The sequence below is a fragment of the Pseudoxanthomonas indica genome (genome assembly GCF_900167565.1).
GTDB classification, from domain to species: domain Bacteria; phylum Pseudomonadota; class Gammaproteobacteria; order Xanthomonadales; family Xanthomonadaceae; genus Pseudoxanthomonas_A; species Pseudoxanthomonas_A indica.
Window position 1 is genome coordinate 241034 of sequence record NZ_FUZV01000001.1, and the last position, 15994, is coordinate 257027.

General features: G+C 66.7%; 18 protein-coding genes. 9 read left to right on the forward strand and 9 right to left on the reverse strand.

Going from position 1 to position 15994, the window contains the following annotated elements:
- Positions 1 to 6 precede the first annotated feature (6 nt).
- Positions 7 to 2040, reverse strand: a complete 2034-nt coding sequence (locus B5X78_RS01050) for a mechanosensitive ion channel domain-containing protein (RefSeq protein WP_176140748.1) — start codon at positions 2038 to 2040, stop codon at positions 7 to 9.
- A 125-nt stretch (positions 2041 to 2165) separates the two neighbouring features.
- Between B5X78_RS01050 and B5X78_RS01055 the strand changes: the two genes are divergently transcribed.
- Entirely contained in the window at positions 2166 to 2618 is a 453-nt protein-coding gene (locus B5X78_RS01055; protein WP_079722643.1) for an RES family NAD+ phosphorylase, read from the forward strand.
- A gap of 55 nt (positions 2619 to 2673) precedes the next feature.
- Here B5X78_RS01055 and B5X78_RS01060 read toward each other — a convergent pair whose 3' ends face one another.
- The gene (locus B5X78_RS01060) at positions 2674 to 3339 is read right to left on the reverse strand and encodes a DUF4142 domain-containing protein (protein WP_079722644.1); all 666 of its coding nucleotides are present in this window, start codon (positions 3337 to 3339) and stop codon (positions 2674 to 2676) included.
- Between the two features lie 60 nt (positions 3340 to 3399).
- On the opposite strand from B5X78_RS01060, the gene B5X78_RS01065 reads away from it, so the two are divergent.
- The 3 genes from B5X78_RS01065 to B5X78_RS01075 all read left to right on the forward strand — a co-directional run bounded on the left by B5X78_RS01065 (position 3400) and on the right by B5X78_RS01075 (position 6090).
- Positions 3400 to 4371, forward strand: coding sequence for an NAD(P)/FAD-dependent oxidoreductase (locus tag B5X78_RS01065; protein ID WP_229730980.1), 972 nt, complete (start codon positions 3400 to 3402; stop codon positions 4369 to 4371).
- Positions 4372 to 4535: 164 nt separating this feature from the next.
- Positions 4536 to 5861 (forward strand): sigma-54-dependent transcriptional regulator, encoded by a 1326-nt coding sequence (locus tag B5X78_RS01070; RefSeq protein ID WP_079724368.1) that lies wholly within the window; start codon positions 4536 to 4538, stop codon positions 5859 to 5861.
- Complete coding sequence (locus tag B5X78_RS01075; protein ID WP_079722646.1) at positions 5854 to 6090, forward strand: hypothetical protein; 237 nt, start codon at positions 5854 to 5856, stop codon at positions 6088 to 6090. Before B5X78_RS01070 ends, B5X78_RS01075 begins: the two co-directional genes overlap by 8 nt.
- 9 nt (positions 6091 to 6099) lie before the next feature.
- Here B5X78_RS01075 and B5X78_RS01080 read toward each other — a convergent pair whose 3' ends face one another.
- A complete protein-coding gene (locus B5X78_RS01080; protein WP_079722647.1) occupies positions 6100 to 6399 on the reverse strand; it encodes a KGG domain-containing protein in 300 nt (99 codons plus the stop codon).
- A gap of 474 nt (positions 6400 to 6873) precedes the next feature.
- Here B5X78_RS01080 and B5X78_RS01085 point away from each other — a divergent pair, with 474 nt between their 5' ends.
- Positions 6874 to 8250 carry a BON domain-containing protein gene (locus tag B5X78_RS01085; RefSeq protein WP_079722648.1) on the forward strand — a complete coding sequence of 459 codons (1377 nt, stop codon included), beginning with the start codon at positions 6874 to 6876 and terminating at the stop codon, positions 8248 to 8250.
- Between the two features lie 63 nt (positions 8251 to 8313).
- On the opposite strand, the gene B5X78_RS01090 is transcribed toward B5X78_RS01085, so the two are convergent.
- Complete coding sequence (locus B5X78_RS01090; protein WP_079722649.1) at positions 8314 to 9369, reverse strand: SDR family oxidoreductase; 1056 nt, start codon at positions 9367 to 9369, stop codon at positions 8314 to 8316.
- Between the two features lie 261 nt (positions 9370 to 9630).
- Here B5X78_RS01090 and B5X78_RS01095 point away from each other — a divergent pair, with 261 nt between their 5' ends.
- From B5X78_RS01095 to B5X78_RS01105, 3 genes are all read left to right on the forward strand, one after another.
- Entirely contained in the window at positions 9631 to 9969 is a 339-nt protein-coding gene (locus B5X78_RS01095; RefSeq protein WP_079722650.1) for a hypothetical protein, read from the forward strand.
- A gap of 18 nt (positions 9970 to 9987) precedes the next feature.
- On the forward strand, positions 9988 to 10185 hold the full coding sequence (locus tag B5X78_RS01100) for a hypothetical protein (protein ID WP_079722651.1): 198 nt from the start codon (positions 9988 to 9990) through the stop codon (positions 10183 to 10185).
- A gap of 95 nt (positions 10186 to 10280) precedes the next feature.
- Entirely contained in the window at positions 10281 to 10460 is a 180-nt protein-coding gene (locus tag B5X78_RS01105) for a hypothetical protein (protein ID WP_079722652.1), read from the forward strand.
- 18 nt (positions 10461 to 10478) lie between these two features.
- Here B5X78_RS01105 and B5X78_RS01110 read toward each other — a convergent pair whose 3' ends face one another.
- The 5 genes from B5X78_RS01110 to B5X78_RS01130 all read right to left on the reverse strand — a co-directional run bounded on the left by B5X78_RS01110 (position 10479) and on the right by B5X78_RS01130 (position 14520).
- The gene (locus B5X78_RS01110; RefSeq protein ID WP_079722653.1) at positions 10479 to 11036 is read right to left on the reverse strand and encodes a GIY-YIG nuclease family protein; all 558 of its coding nucleotides are present in this window, start codon (positions 11034 to 11036) and stop codon (positions 10479 to 10481) included.
- A complete protein-coding gene (locus B5X78_RS01115; protein WP_079722654.1) occupies positions 11036 to 12706 on the reverse strand; it encodes an ABC1 kinase family protein in 1671 nt (556 codons plus the stop codon). Before B5X78_RS01115 ends, B5X78_RS01110 begins: the two co-directional genes overlap by 1 nt.
- Before the next feature lie 90 nt (positions 12707 to 12796).
- Positions 12797 to 13030: a hypothetical protein gene (locus B5X78_RS01120; protein WP_079722655.1), complete on the reverse strand. Its 234-nt coding sequence runs from the start codon at positions 13028 to 13030 to the stop codon at positions 12797 to 12799.
- A gap of 79 nt (positions 13031 to 13109) precedes the next feature.
- Positions 13110 to 13283 carry a DUF1328 domain-containing protein gene (locus tag B5X78_RS01125; protein ID WP_079722656.1) on the reverse strand — a complete coding sequence of 58 codons (174 nt, stop codon included), beginning with the start codon at positions 13281 to 13283 and terminating at the stop codon, positions 13110 to 13112.
- Positions 13284 to 13359: 76 nt separating this feature from the next.
- Positions 13360 to 14520 (reverse strand): serine hydrolase domain-containing protein, encoded by a 1161-nt coding sequence (locus tag B5X78_RS01130; RefSeq protein ID WP_079724369.1) that lies wholly within the window; start codon positions 14518 to 14520, stop codon positions 13360 to 13362.
- A gap of 258 nt (positions 14521 to 14778) precedes the next feature.
- Here B5X78_RS01130 and B5X78_RS01135 point away from each other — a divergent pair, with 258 nt between their 5' ends.
- Positions 14779 to 15927, forward strand: coding sequence for a DUF1254 domain-containing protein (locus tag B5X78_RS01135; RefSeq protein WP_079722657.1), 1149 nt, complete (start codon positions 14779 to 14781; stop codon positions 15925 to 15927).
- Positions 15928 to 15994: the final 67 nt, after the last annotated feature.

The following is a 15994-nucleotide window of genomic DNA, read 5'->3' on the forward strand; positions in this document are numbered from 1 at the left end:
AACGCTCTAAGCCAACGGCACCCCTTCCGCCGGCAGACGCCGTAGAATCTCGTACAGCAACGCGCTGCGCACATTCGCCACCCGTCGCGGGCCTTCCACGTACACCGATACGTTGATGAAGACCTTGCCGTTGTCGCGCACCTCTTCCACCATCACCGCCGGCTCGGGGCGCTTGAGCACGTCGGCGTTGGCGGCGATGATCTCGCGGATGATCGCGAAGGTCTTCTCGATGTCGGTGGTCGCCGCCGGCAACGGCAGCAGGATCTTCACCAGGCCCTCTGAGCGGGTCAACGTGCGGTTGCGCACCACCTTGGTGATCAGTTCCGAGTTGGGCACCAGCACCGTGGTGCGATCGGCGGTGGTGATTTCGGTCGCGCGCACATTGATGCGGCGCACGTCGCCTTCGGCATCGCCCACCACCACCCAGTCGCCCACGCGTACCGGCCGCTCAGCCAGCAGGATCAGGCCGGAAATGAAGTTCTGCACGATCGCCTGCAGGCCAAAGCCGATGCCCACGGTCAGGGCGCTGGCGATCCAGGTGATCTTCTCCAGGCCGATGCCCATCGCCGCCAGCGCCATCGAGATCGCCACCACCACGCCGACATAGCCGGCCACCGAGGCCAGCGAGCTGCGCATGCCCGGATCCAGCCGCGTGGTGGGCAGGTAGCGGCGCGAGAACCAGCGTCCGAACAGACGCGTGGCCAGCATCACCGCCAGGAACACCAGCAAGGCCTTGACCACGTCGGCCGGGCCAAAGCGCAGCTGGCCGATGGCGATCATCGCCGTGCGCGGATGCAGGCGGCCGAACAGTTCCGCCGGTCCCAGTCCATAGGGCGCGGCCAGCAGCAACAGCGCACCGATGATCAGCAGCAGCCGCACCGCTCCGTACACCAATGCGCCGATCTGATCGACCTTGCGCGGCTCCAACCCCAGCCGGCGTGACAGGCGGATGCCGGCCGGCCCGTTGCCGCGCAGGTAGGCGTCGATGACATCGCCGCTGGCGGTAGCCAGCAGATACACGAACACCAGCACCACGCAGCCCCACAACGTCTGCTTGATCAAGAAACTGCCGGCGGCGAAGTAACCCAGCAGCGTCGCCAGCACGCTGGCGATGATCAGGCCCCAGCCGACCAGCACCACCGCGCGCAGGACGAACAGGTGGCGCTCGTCCACGCGCTGGGTGTCGCTCTGCTCGGCCACGTCGTTGCGCAGCGCCAGCGCCAGCCGCGACCACACGCTGGCCATCACCGTGCACAGGAACAGCGTGAGCGCGGCGCTTGCCAATGCGCTGGCGCTGCCCTGGGTGGTCAGGAAACGTTGCGAGACGATCTCCAGACCGGTCGCCACCGCCACCGCTATCGCCAGCATCTGCGGCACGTGGCGCATGCTCGCCGCCACTTCGTCCGGGATGTTGGGCAGGCGCCAGCCGCCGTCGTTGCAGGACAGCACATTGCGACCGAGGCTGATCATGAAAGCGGCAAACACCACCATCGCCAGCAGCGGCTGCAGGATCGCCAGCGCCTGCGCGTCCGCCGCGCCGCCCCACTGCAAGGCCTGCTCGATCCCGGTGATGGCCAGCGAGCTGACCAGGGTGACGCCGACCACGTTCAACAACGCCGGCAACGAACGGCGCACCCGTCCCTCCGGCAGGCGTGGACGCAGGCGCGCGGTCAGGCGTGGCACGGCCCAGACCGCACCGCACCAGAACAGCAGCGCCGCGATCAGCCCGATCCAGACCCGCGCGCCGCCGTGGGCGAACGGATCGCGCAGGGCCTGCCAGAACGCGTGCAAGCCGGCTTGCACGCGCGGTGCGGAGCGCTGCCAGTCACGCGAGGCCGCGCTCCAGAGGCGCCGACTGTAGAGCGGCGCGGACTCGCGCTCGCTCACCTGCTCGATCACTTCGCGCGTGGTCGGCGTGTCATCAGCCTCGGTTACCTCCGGGGCCGCACTGGCGGCGGCGGCAACAGCGGGCAGTGCGCACATCAGCAGCAGACAGAACAGACGTGAGCGCAGGCGGTGGCGTGGGACGGATGGCGTCATCAGGTTCTCGCGGAGCTTGCCTGGAAACCTAGCCAATGCCGTGGGCGCATCGTGTGAAGGACCGATCCACATCGCCTTAGCGCCAGCCCGCTTAGCCTGAGCTGCCCCGTTGCGTGACCCGTCCCATGTCACCCGCTCTCACTGCCTATTCGGTCACGGCCGGCCCCGCGCCGACGCAGACCCTGGCCCTCACGGTTCGACCGGCGCGCTGGACCAGCGGCGCCACGCCCGTCATCTACGCCTCCGAACATGCGGCCGCCGCACTGCTGGAATACCGCGCGCACCTGCAGAGTTCACCCACCGAGGATCTCAAGCTGCTGCAACTGCAGTTGCCGGAGGCGGCGGTACACGAGTTGGAACTGGGACCGGATCTGCCCTGGCGGGAACGCCCCTATCGCGAAGACGTGCAGGCGCTCGGCGATGCCTGGCTGGCCCGTGGCAACACCCTGGTGGCGCGCGTCCCCAGTTCGCTGATTCCGCACGAGTACAACCTGCTGATCAATCCGCAGCATCCGTTGTTTGCGCAAGTGCAGTACGCCCCTACCGTGGCGTTCCGCCTGGATCAGCGGCTCGGTTGATCGGCATTCCGGCGTCGTGACAGGGAGAGCCGCATCGCTCTCCCCGTTTCGCGGGTCAGCCCTTGGCCTGCAAAGCCTTGGCCTTTTCCAGATGCTCGGCGACCTTGGCGCGGGTCTGCTGCAGATGGGTCTTGACCGGCTCGGCCTGTGCGGCGGGAATCAGCTGCTCGTCCAACGCCGCCAATGCCTGGGTATGTCCCATCACCATCGCATCGACAAACGCCTTGGCATACTCGGCATCGGGCTTCTTGCCCAGTTCGGCCAGGTGCTGCTTGCCCTGTTCGGCCTGGGTCATGGCCTTGGGCGCCTGTTCGTTCGCGCCCAGGGCGCGGGTCTGATCCAGGTTGGCGCGGTGATCGGTGAGCATCAGGTCAGCGTAGTTCGCCACGTCCGCCGACAGCTTGTGCTGCTTGGCCTGGGTGGCCGAATCGATTTCATGCTGGTCAATCGCGGCCAGCACGCCGAGCAGATCGGCATCGTTGCCGGTGGCGGTCGCGCCGGCCGCCGCGCCCATGCCGGTGGCAGCGGGATCGCTGGCGCTGGCCAGGCTCGCATCGGCTGTGGCGTCCGCAGGCGCATCGGCAGGCGGCGTCGCCGGCGTTGCCTCCGGCTGGCCGCTGGCGCCGCTGACACCATCGCCGGCGTCGCCATCACGATTGCCATTGCAGGCGGTCATCGACAACGCGGCCATCAGCACGGCGGCGGGTATGAGCATCTTCATGGTCCAACTCCTGCAACAGTGGAAAGGCGTGCAGCTCACACCCCCGCCAGCGGTGAGCGTGTGAACGCCGCAACGCACGACGCCACGGCTTCACGCCAATCCGACAGCCGCATCGCCACGCTGCTCCGCATGAGCCTGCTGGATTGCGCCATCATCGGAGCCGGACCGGCCGGCCTGACCGCCGCCACCTACCTGCGCCGCTATCACCGCAGCGTACTGGTCTTCGACGGCGGCGAGAGCCGGGCACGCTGGATCCCGCGCACGCACAACTGTCCCGGCTACCCCAACGGAATCTCCGGCGTCGATCTGCTGCAGCGCTTGCGCGAACAAGCCCAGGCACATGACGCCCGCTTCGAACCGGTGCGGGTGGATTGCGTGCGTCCGCATGCGCAGGGCTTCCGCATCGAAGCCGGCGAACGCCACTGGCTGGCGCGCACGGTGCTGCTGGCCACCGGCATCAACGATCTGGTGCCGGAGATGGAGGACGTGGAAGGGGCGATTGCCAGCGCCGCCATCCGCCTGTGCGCGATCTGCGACGCCTACGAAGCCACCGACGGCGATATTGGCGTACTCGCGCCGCTGCAACGCGGACTGGAACACGCGATCTTCCTGCGCAGTTACTCGTCTTCGGTCAGCCTGATCCCGTTGTCCGCCGCCGAAGCCGCCGAGGCCGACCAGGCACTGCGCGAGCGCGCCAGCGAGAACCAGGTGCGGATCACCCTGCCCTGCGCGGGCCTGAGCGCCAGCGACGGCAGCTGCGAGGTGCGGCATGACGACGGCAGCAGCTCGCGCTTCGACACGATTTATCCGGTCCTGGGCGCGCTGCCGGAAAGCAGCCTGGCCGCGGATCTCGGCGCGCAACTGAGCGATAAGGGCGAGATCAATGTCGATGCGCATAACCAGACAACGGTGAAAAATGTCTACGCGGCCGGTGATGTGGTCAGTGAGCTCAACCAGATCGCGGTGGCAATGGGCCATGCCGCCATCGCCGCCACCGCGATCCATCGCAGCCTGCCGCAACAACCGCGCTGATCACACACAGCCCGGCACCCAGCACGCAGCTCGGTTCCGACAACTCTCCGACACGCCCGTCACGTCACCTGCACAAAGCTGAGGCCACCGGCCTCGGCACTTCGCGTTGCACTAACGACGGATTTTGGATGCTGGCGATCTCGTCCAACCGTTTCCGGGGTTCCATGGCAAGTCCCTGCTTTGCCATTGTCGATGACGACGCGAACTTTGCGTCGATGACTGTCGAGATGGCGCGCCGCCGCGGCTTCCGCGCACATGCCTTCGAGCGCGTGGCCGAAGCAACGCCCTGGTTGGCCGATCACGATCCCGATCTGACCCTGCTCGACTTGAACCTGCCCGACGGCACCGGCTTCGACGTGATCGACCATCTGCCGCGCCAGCGCCAGGGCCAGATCGTATTTGTCAGCGGCAGCAGCGATATCGAACATGCGCGCCGCGCTGTCTCGTCACCGGCCTCCGCCTTCCTGCCCAAGCCGTTGCCACCACGCCGGTTGATGGGACTGCTGGATGAGGTCAACCAGGCCTACCGCCTGCGCGAAGCCGCACGTCGCGATGAAAGCGATGGTCTGCTCGGCGACAGCGACGCCATGCAACGCCTGCGCCAGGAAATCAGCCGCGCCGCGCCGCACGATGTCAGCGTGCTGTTGTGCGGCGAGACCGGCAGCGGCAAGGAACTGGCCGCACGGGCCCTGCATGCACAGAGTGGGCGCAATGGACGCTTTGTCGCAGTCAATTGCGGTGCGCTGCCCGGCGAGTTGCTGGCCAGTGAACTGTTTGGCCACGAGCGCGGCAGTTTCACCGGCGCCAACCTGCGCCATCTGGGATTCTTCGAGCAGGCGCAGGGCGGCACGCTGTTCCTGGATGAAATCGGCGAGATGCCGCTGCCCCTGCAGGTCTATCTGCTGCGCACGCTGGAAACCGGGGTGGTGCAGCGCATCGGCGGCAGCAACGAGGTGCCGGTGGACGTGCGCATCATCGCCGCCACCCATCGCCTGCTGGATGACCAGGGCGTGGCCGGACTGCGCCCGGATCTGTTCTTCCGGCTGGCGCGCTATCCGATTGAAGTACCGCCGCTGCGGGTGCGCGGAAAGGACATCGCGCTGCTGGCCAACACCTTCATCGCCCGCCTCAACCAGCGCAGCGGCCAGGACAAACGACTGGATGATCGCTCACTCGCCGCGCTGCTGGCCCACCCCTGGCCCGGCAACGTGCGTGAACTGGCGGCGGCGGTCGAGATGGCCTATCTGCGTTCATCCGACGACTGGGTGTTCCCGCAACCACTGGCGTGGCGTCCGGCCGCGCATGCAAGCAATGACGATGCCGGCCATGTGCAATTCCGCGTCGGCATGACCTTCCAGGAAGTGGAGGCGCAGATGCTGCGCAAGACCTTGGACTTCCACGCCGGCGACAAGACCGCGGCCGCGCGCAGCTTGGGCGTCAGTGTCAGGACAATCCACAATCACCTGGCGCGGACGCCGCCCCATGACTGATTGGCAGCATCAGATCCGCAATCAACTCAACCTGGTGCTGTACGCAAGCTCATGGGCGCGCGATTCGATACAGGAAGGGCGGACGCAGGATGCGCAGGATGCCTTGCTGCGCATCGATGATGCGGTGGCCGAGTGCGTCCTGCTGCTCGCCGAGTGGGAGCGCGAGTCCCATAACGCCGCGCCGGACCCGCAGCTGCCTGACCAGTACGGGACTGGCCAGGCGGGTTGATCGCGGCCGTCAGCTGTTGTCGCTGTCGGCGCTGTCGTTGGCCGCGGCGTTCTGTCGGTTCTGGCTGCGTGCTTCGCCGCCACGCGCACCGATACGGGCCATGTGCTGACGGTCCTGGCTGACCGCCTGCCCACCCTTGCGTCCCGCCTCGCGCGCCTCGGCCGAATCAAACTCGTGGGCGTTGCCGCTGCGATGCGCCGCACGTCCACCGTGGCTGGCGATCTCGCGTTGACGCTCCGGGTCCATCGCCGCAAATCCGCGCGCCTCGCGACCATTCGGGTTGCGGGCAGTCGTGTTTTCGTTGGGCATGATGCTTCCTCGTGAAGAATGGGAGAAGGAACGCGATGTCTCGTTCCAGACTGCAAGGCGCAAGAGTCGTGCCAGTCGCCGTTGACGCCCGCGATCGCCTGTGCAGCGGGGCCAGCAGGGAGTAACCGGGTGTTGGCGCGTGCACGCGCTTGCCGGCACGCGCAGTTACTGCAGACTCCGGCACAAGTTGCAGGCCGTTGGCCTGGTGACCCCAGCCGCTGCAACGGCCAGCTGTGGTCCATGCCGCGCAACGCACAAAGTTCCGTGGCGCGAAAAACCTGCCCGCTGCGGATCCGCGCCATTGCCTCCACGCGCAGCGGATTGCCAAGGGCCTTGTCCTCGTTCATTGCGGCAGCCGCCGCAGGCGCGCTTCCGCACATGAATCCGTGGTGTGAATCCGGCCGCCACGCACTGGCACGCCAATTGCGATGACTCTGGAACTTGCTGCAGAGAAATGCATTCCGGAGAACGCAGATGGATGACAAGCAGGTCGGAACGGAACTGAAAGCCGCACTCGGTGAACTGCGGCACTTGGCATCGCAGCTGGTCAACAACAGCCGCGACTGGTTGGAAAACAGGAGACAGGAAATGAACCACGGCAACAAGCAATATGGTCCATCGCGCGACCCGCGCCGCAATGAACGCGAAGGGCGCGGCTATGGCGAAGGCTACGGGACGGCCGGCACGCAGGGACGCCCGCGCGAGGAGGACTTGGAAGACCCGGCGCGCAACCTGGGCGACGACGCACGCTGGGCGCGCGGTCGTGAAAGCGATGACGATGTCCGCAGCCAGTACGGCGACGGCGGTCGCGGCGGTCATGACCCGGGCGGTTACTCGCAACGTCACGGCGGCCGCGAACGCTCCGGCTTCAGCGAGTACGCCAACAGTCCGCGCGAGTACGGCAGCGCGTTCGACGACAGCGACTTCGGCGCCGGCCGCAGCCGGGCACGCAGTGCCGCACGCGGCGCCGGTCGCTTCGGCGAGGACCGAGACAGTGGCTACTACAGCCGTCCCGGCCGCGCCGAAGGGGGCGAGTACAGCCAGGGCTACGGCCGCGAACGTGATCCGGGCCGCGCCTACGGGCCGGAAGACTTCAGCCAGCGCTATGCGCAACAGGGCGATGTCTTCGATGATCAGGGCTACGGCGACGCCGGTCACTTTGCCGAACAACAACGTCCGCACACCGGCGGCGATTGGCGCCATCGCGGCGGTCCGTCAGTAAGCGGCAACTGGCGCAGTGGCTCGCAGGCGCAAGGTGGCCATGCGCAGGGACGCAACTATGGCCAGGCCGACTACGGCCAGGGCAGCTACGGACGGGGCGGATACGGCCAGCAGAACGATCAGCGTGCACGCGGCGCCGGCGATTACAGCGGCTATTCGGAGAACGATCGCAACCAGCAGAACTTCCGCGGCCGTGGTCCGCGTGGCTACACTCGCTCGGACGAGCGCATCACCGAAGACCTCAACGAACGCCTGACCGACGATTGGCAGCTCGACGCCGATGACATCCAGGTGTCCGTGAGTGCGGGTGTGGCCACCCTTTCGGGGACGGTCGAACAGCGCTGGCTCAAGCACCACGCCGAGAACCTGGCAGAGAGCTGCAGCGGAGTTAAGGATGTGCGCAACGAGATCCGCGTGGTGGGCTCCGGCTCACGCGAGTCCGCAAGCGGCTTCGCCGGCTCCACCGGCAGCAGCACCGCGACGGGATCGAACATGAGCAGCGAAAACGAAGCCGGTAGCCGCAGTCGCGGCACGGGGGCCAGCGCCTCCAGTGCGAGCACCAGCGCAAGCGGCGCGACGACCGGTGGCAAGACCGCTGGCAACGCGACGCCCGGCAGCAATACCCACTAGCCAGGGGTGGTGACGCCGACCGCGGGTCGAAGGACGCGCGGTCGGCGTTTTTGTTTTCCACGCTCAGCCGTAGGGTCCGCCCATGACCGGCAGGATCACGCCATTGATGTAGGACGCGGTGACCGGCGAAGCCAGGAACACGTACGCAGGCGACAACTCTTCCGGCTGCGCGGGCCGGCCCATGTCACTGTCCTTGCCGAAGTTGGCTACTTCCTCCGCCGCGCGATCCGCCGGGTTCAACGGCGTCCACACCGGCCCAGGCGCGACCGCATTGACCCTGATGCCGTGCGGCAGCAGCTGCGAGGCCAGCGCCTTGGTGAAGGCATGGATGGCGCCCTTGGTGGCCGAATAGTCGAGCAGCTCCTTGCTGCCGAACAGGCCGGTTTCCGAGCCGGTATTGATGATGCTGGCGCCGCGCTTGAGATGCGGGACCGCCGCACGCGCCATATGGAAGTAGCCGCCGATGTTGGTCTGCAGCGTCTCGGCCAGTTGCGCATCGCTGATGTCCTGGATGCGCTTGGCGTGCTGCTGGAAGGCGGCGTTGTTGACCAGGATGTCGAGCCGACCGAATTTCTGCACGACGTCGGTCACCGCCTGGTCGCAGAAGCGCGAGTCGCGCACGTCGCCGCTGATCAGCAGGCAGCGCCGGCCCTCGGCTTCCACCTGCAAGGCGGTCTCGCGGGCATCGTTATCCTCGCTCAGATACAGCACCGCGACATCCGCGCCCTCGCGTGCGAACAGCACGGCGACGGCGCGACCGATGCCGGAATCGGCGCCGGTGACGATTGCCACCATGCCGTTGAGCTTGCCACTACCCACATAGTCTTCGGCCAGATAGCGCGGCGCGATCGTCAAGTCCGCTTCGCGTCCCGGCTTGGCCAGATGCTGCCGGCTCAGTGGCGGTTCGGGCTGCCGGCGCATGCCGGCCTGGACCGGTTGCTTCTTCGCCTTGGGCGCCTTGGCGTTGCGTGCCATGGTCTGCGCCTGCACGTCGCGTTGGCGTTTGGCCGTGGTCTTGGCCGCGGATTTTCCCGGGCTTTTGTTCGCCGCGCGAGTGGCGGACTGGGTCGGGCTGCGCTTGCTTGCGCTGCGCTTGGCGGTGCTTTTTCGAGTGGCCACGCGTGCTTCCTCGTTACTGTTCGGATGCGTGCACGCTAGCGCGCTGCGGGTGAGTGCACCGACAAGAGATCCGACTCCCGGCCTGCCGTGGTGATCGCGCGGCGCGCAACTATTTCCTCTGGCTTGCAAGCTTTGTTGCGTGATGAGCGTTGCGTATGCGCAAAGTTCTTATCGCTTGGTGTTCACATGCTGGCACGCGATCTGCTTACTCAAAACGTGGAGCTCCCCACCATCGTGATTGCCATGACCCGCGCATTGCCAATGAAACTGCCTGATGATTTCCACTGGGTGCTGGCGCAACCCAGCGACGACTGGGTCGGCGCACGCCTGGAGCTGCACGGATGCCCACTGATCCAGGTGCAGCCCTGCCGCTCAGGCTGGCTGGTGAACATCCTGCTGGCGGATCCCGACAACCCGCAGGCCAACGTCGCCGTGCGTTCGGTGGCGGCGGGCATGCGCTGGTCGGCGCGCTGGGCGCGCGATCGCGTCGGCCGCCTGCGGGTACTGGTGGCCGAGCAGCCCATCGTGTTGCCACCCGACCTGCAGGGCGGGCGTCCGCTCCTTGGCCAGGTCCGGACGCCCGTCACCTTCCACGGCTGAACGCGCAGGAGTCATCGCATGAAACCCGAGCAACCCACGCACGACAATGCCGAAGCCGATCAGAAGAAGCCGCATACCGCCGACAAGCTGCGCAATGACAACGCCCGCTGGAAGGATCACGACCAACCCGACGTGCCGCGCGGCACCGGGCGGCGTGATCCCGAGCGCGACTATCCCGATCCGAGCGGCAAGCGCGAACACGACAACGGCGGCTGAAGCGGCGCCCACCGGCCGACCTCCGGCACTGCGGATTCACGCCGGAGTGATCGCGTCGCGAGGATGCTGATGACATCCCGCCCCGGAGCACGTCCATGACCCGTGATCGCAAGGATCCGCCCGCCCCCGAAGAGAACCGCGACTGCGACGAGTCGGCGCACGAGCGCAGCAAACGCAAGCATCATGAAAGCGAGAACCAGGATGAGGCGCTGGAAGAAACCTTTCCCGCCAGCGACCCGGTGTCTCCCTTCGTGCCGGCCAAGGCGCCGGACTGAGCCGGCCACGATCTGCTGTTACGCGCGGCGCTGATACCAGGTCAGTACCGCATCGGGCACGCGTTCTTCCAGCGGCAGCCCCATCGCCCGTTGCGCATCGCAGGCATCACGCAGCGCCTGCTGCAGGGGCCGGCTGGCTGGACAGTCGCCCAGTTCTTCCAGACTTTGCAGCATCGCCTCGGACCAGGAAAACAGCCGATCGCTTTCGGCGTCCAGCGCCTGCAGGAACCATGTGCGCGCCGGCATGTGCAAGCGAAAGCCCTGCCCGGCCTGCGCCTGCATGAAGGCGGCGATATCGGCATGGCTGCCGCGAAACCATTCGGTATGGCCGGCGGCCAGTTCGGCCACCATCAGCGGCGCCGGTGCATTGCTCAGCCGCAGTTCGCGCTTGAGCCGGGTTTCCCAGGCCTGCACTTCGCTGCGATCATCGGCTTCCAGCAGCAGCGCATGATCGAGATCGAAGAATTCGAACCAGCGCGGCGAGTAGGCGCGCGCCCGTTGCAATGGCTGGCGGGAGATGCCGAGCTTGACCAGGTCTTCGTAGGCGCACGGCAGCACGTAGAGGAATTCGGACACTAACGCGGCGCCCGCTCTTCGCGCGAACGCGCTGCGCGGTCGCCGCGCAGGGCGCTGACCACGATGCACACGCCCAGGCCGGCGCCGACCAGGAACAGCAGCAAGGCCACGGTCGGATAGCCCCACAAGGTGCTGCGGGTTTCCACCCGCATCATCAGCGAGGAAGCGACAATCAGCGCCGCCGTGACCAGCCCTGCGGAGATGCGGTTGGCGATCTTCTGCAGGTTTTCCATCAGCCGTGACTCTTCCAGTCCGGTCACCCGCATCTGCAGCTTGTTCTCGGCCACCAGCGACAAGGCATCGGACAACTTGCGCGGTCCTTCGCGCAGCAGGGTCTGGATTTCGATCAGCTCGCTGGCCAGGTTGGGCGAGGACAGCGACTGCCGCAGCCGCGCCCGCATCACATGTTGCAGGTGACGCTCGACCACGTCCTTGACGTCCAGTGACGGCGCCAGGCAACGACTGACCGCGTCGAGGTTGAGCAGGGTCTTGCCGAGCAGGCTCAGTTCCGGCGGCGTGCGCAGGCCGCTGCCGGTGGCGATGCGCACCAGTTCCAGCACCACCCGACCGGGCGAGGTGGTCTGAGAATGGGCGTGGTAATGACTGACCAGGTGGCCGACTTCGCGGACGAAACGCTCCTCGTCGTAGTCCTCCAGCCGCGTACCCACCGCGATGGCCTCGTTGGCCACCTGTTCGCCGCGACCATCGACCGCGGCGAACAGCAGCTTGAGCAGGCAGTCGCGGCGCTTGGGCGGCACGTTGGTGACCATGCCCAGGTCGAAGATCGCCAGCCGGCCTTCGCGGGTGATGCGCAGGTTGCCCGGATGCGGATCGGCATGGATTTCGCCGTGCACGAAGATCTGATCCAGGTAGCCGCGCAGCAAGGCATCGGCCAGATCGTCCATCGGCTCCTCGGTGCGGCGCACGCCTGGAATCTGATCGACGCGGATGCCTTCGGCCAGTTCCATGGTCAGCACGCGCCGCCGGGTCAGATCCCAGACCGGCGCCGGCACCCACAGCTGCGGAAACGGCGCCAGATGCTCGCGGAAGCGCTCCAGGTTCTCCGCCTCGGCCTGGTAATCCAGCTCGTTGATCAGCGTGCGGCTGAACTCTTCCAGCCAATCGGCAAAGCGCACGCGCCGGCCCATGTCGGTGAAGCGATCCGCCTGCTGGGCAAAGCCGCGCAGCAGATCCAGATCGACCATCAACTGCCTGGCGATACCGGGCTTCTGCACCTTCACCGCCACCGGCGTGCCGTCGCGCAGGCGGGCGCGATGCACTTGCGCCAGCGAGGCGGTCCCCAGCGGCTTGTCGTCGAACTCGGAGAATGCATGGCTCAGGCGCACGCCGAGCTCGGCTTCGATCACCTCGCGGATGTCGTCGCAGGGCACCGGCTCGACATTTTCCTGCATGCGTTCAAAGGAGCTGGCAAACGCCGGCGGCACGATGTCGGGCCGGGTCGACAGCATCTGGCCAATCTTGACGAAGGCCGGACCCAGCGCTTCCAGATCCTGCGCCAGCTCCTGCGGCGTGCCTTCGGGTATGGCGTGCGCGGATTCCTCCGGAGTGGCATCCACGCCGGAGAACAGTCCCGAATTCCGGTAGCGGAACAGGAAGCGCAGGATCTGTGCGCGTCGCTGGTTGGCACTTTGATTGACAGTCTCGTGCATGGCGCTCGCTTCCCTCGGCGGAGTCCTTGTCAGGACTGCATTGTTGCGAGGCGGCGATCAGGACAAGGTGAAAGCGGCGATGCGCGACACTCAGCCCAGGCCCGGCCAGTCCGGATGGCCGTGCGAGTCATACCACTGCTGCGCACGACGCAGCGCCTCGGGCTTGCTCAAGGCCGGCACGGCGTAGAAGTACCAGAGCGCTTCGCCGCCGACGCGGCGCTGCTCGTGCACCAGGCGGAACGCATCGCCGACCTGGTGGCCCACGTCTCCGTCCATCAATTCCACATGCTCGGCTTCAATCAGCAGGGAGCAACTGCGCGTCATGGCGTCCTCCTTCCTCGCGTCCCGGCAGACTCCCCGCCGAGGCAGGGAGTCCGGACTACGCGTTGGGGTTGCGCGAGCGCTACGTGACTTTCTTGAACACGGTCACGCCCAGGACGAACAGCAGCACCGCGATGATCACGGCCGCCCAGAACAGGAACTTGGCGATGCCGAAAGCGCCACCGGCGATGCCGGTGAAGCCGAGCACGCCGGCGACCAGACCGATGATGGCGAAGATGATGGCCCACTTGATCATGACGAACCTCGAATGCCGGAATGGCATTCGAGGCTAGGCCGGTGCGTGTGAGGCGACCGTGCAGGCCGGCGCTGCGTCAGTGGACGAAGGGCCTGGCGCCGTATTCCCAGTCGAACGGCACGCCGGTCTCGCCGAGCACGAAACGGATGAGCGCCGGGAAGGCGTTCTCGCCACGCACATCGTTGCCCAGCACCACCACGCAACGCTGGCTGGCCTGCACGCACACCCAGGTATTGCCGGTGTTGTCGTCGTGGCCGCCTTTGTAGAAACCCGGTCCCTGCGGTCCATTGAAAACCACCACCCCCAAACCCGCCGCCAGATCAGCCCGGCGCTGCGCCGGGGGCAACTCGTCCTGCAGGGTCGGGAACTGGCTGGCGGTGGTGATGGCGCGCTGCGGCCGGCGAATTTCGGCGGCGCTGCGCGCACTCAAGCCGTCGCCGCGCACATGGGCGGCGGCAAAACGCGCCATGTCGGCGATGCTGGTATCCATCGATCCGGCCGCGCGCACCCGGCTGCGTTCGTCATGCGGCACGGGTTCGCCTTGCTGCGTCCAGCCATCGGCCAGGTTGCCGGCAAAGTCCTCGCGCCACTTCATGCTGGTCCGGCGCATGTCAAACCGATCAAAGACCCGCCGCTGCATCTCCTGCCCCAGGTCCAGGCCCAGTCCGCGTTCGAGCACGAACTGCAGCAGGATCAGTCCTTCGCCCGAGTAGGCGTAGCGGGTGCCGGGATCGAAATGGAAGCGCAACTTCTCATCCGGCTCCAGGAAGGCGAAGTTGCCGAAGCCGGAACTGTGGGTGAGCAGGATGCGTGCGGTGAGCTGGCGCCAGCGCTCGTCGCCCGCAAGATCCGCATACGGACCGTAGCCTTTCGTGTCGGTGTATTCGGGCAGGGGTCGATCGAGGTAGCGGCTGATGGGCGCATCGAGATCAATCACGCCTTCTTCGGCCAGTTGCATCACCGTGTAGGCGAACACCGCCTTGGTCAGCGAGGCGCCGTACATGATGGTGTCATCGCGCAACGGATCGCCGGCGGCATTGCGCAGACCGTAAGCGCGCACATGCACCACCTTGCCGGCATCGATCACGGCCACCGCCAGTCCCTTGGCCTGGGTGGCCGTCATCAGTCGCGCCACTTCGGCGTCGATGGCCGCCGCGTCGGGCAAGGCACGCGGCGCGTGCTCGGCGGCGAAGGCCATGGCAGGCACCACAAGCAGACTGCAGGCGAGTCGGGCGATCAGGCGCATGGTTCCCCCTTGGATTACTGCCGATATTACCCTTCGTACATGCCCGTCCTACTCCCGGAAGTCAGGGTGTCGATGCGTTGGCCGTGGCTCTCACCCGCTCTCATCGCCCGGCGGCAAAGCTGGCGTTGCGCTCGGCAGGGCTAAGTAGTTTTTCTTAGCTGCGCTCGGTTGTTTTCCGCTTGTGGGCCGGCGCCTGGCTTCGCATGCTTGGCCCAGCCGGACCCGTCGTCCGCGCACCCGGGAGCTCCCATGCGCATCGCCTTGTATGTCGCCATCCTCGCCGGCCTGACGCTGGCGGCCTGTCAGAAAGAAACCCCTGCACCCGAAGCCGCAACGCCCGCTGCCGAACCCGCGGCGGCCGACAGCGCGGCTACTCCCCCCGCCGCGACGCCAGCCCCGGCGACGGCGCCCGCCCCTGCCGCCACGCCGGCGCCGGATCCCGATGCGGTGCCGGTCACAGCCGACAACTTCGCCCGTGCCGAAACCGACCTGGCCTTTGCCAACGCCTTGACCGGCGGCAGCATCGGCACGTTCGAACACTTCCGCGAGCTCACGCCGCTGGACAAGCAGCGGGTGGTGCGGCAGAACCGCGACACCCTGTATTCGGCAGCCGTGTTCGATCTGGATGCGGGCCCGGTGACCATCACCGTGCCCGATGCCGGCCCGCGTTTCATTTCGCTGCAGGTGTTCGACCAGGATCAGTACACCCACCAAGTGGCGTACAAGCCGGGCAAGTACAGCCTGACGCGGCAAGGCATCGGTACGCGCTATGCCCTGGCCGCGCTGCGCATCCTGGTCAATCCCAATGATCCGGCCGATGTGCAGGCCGTGCATGCCCTGCAGGATCAGGTGCTGGTGAGCCAGCCCGGCGGGCCGGGCAAGTTCGAGATTCCCAAGTGGGATGCGGCCAGCCTGGCCAAGATCCGCGATGCCTTGACCGTGCTGGGTGACAGCCTGCCGGACAAGAACAAGATGTTCGGCAGCAAGCAGGACGTGGATCCGGTACGCCGCTTGATCGGCGTGGCGACGGCCTGGGGCGGCAACCCCGAGAAGGACGCCACCTACCTCAACGTCGTGCCCGCCCGCAACGACGGCAACACGGTGTACAAGCTGCTGGTGAAGGACGTGCCCGTCAACGGGTTCTGGTCGGTCACGGTGTATGACGACAAGGGCTTCTTCCAGGCCAATCCGCAGAACGCGTATTCGTTCAACAACCTCACCGCCAAGAAAGGCGACGACGGTTCGGTCGCCCTGCAATTTGGCGGCTGCGATGGACAGGTGGCGAATTGCCTGCCGATCACGCCGGGCTGGAACTACATCGTGCGGCTGTACCGGCCCAAGCCGGAAATCTTGAACGGCAGCTGGAAGTTCCCGGAAGCCACGCCGGTCGGTGGTTGACGGATCCGGAGCACAGGCCGACAGCACGAGGTTGTCGGCCACCGGGCTGCCGCGCAGGGCAACGAAG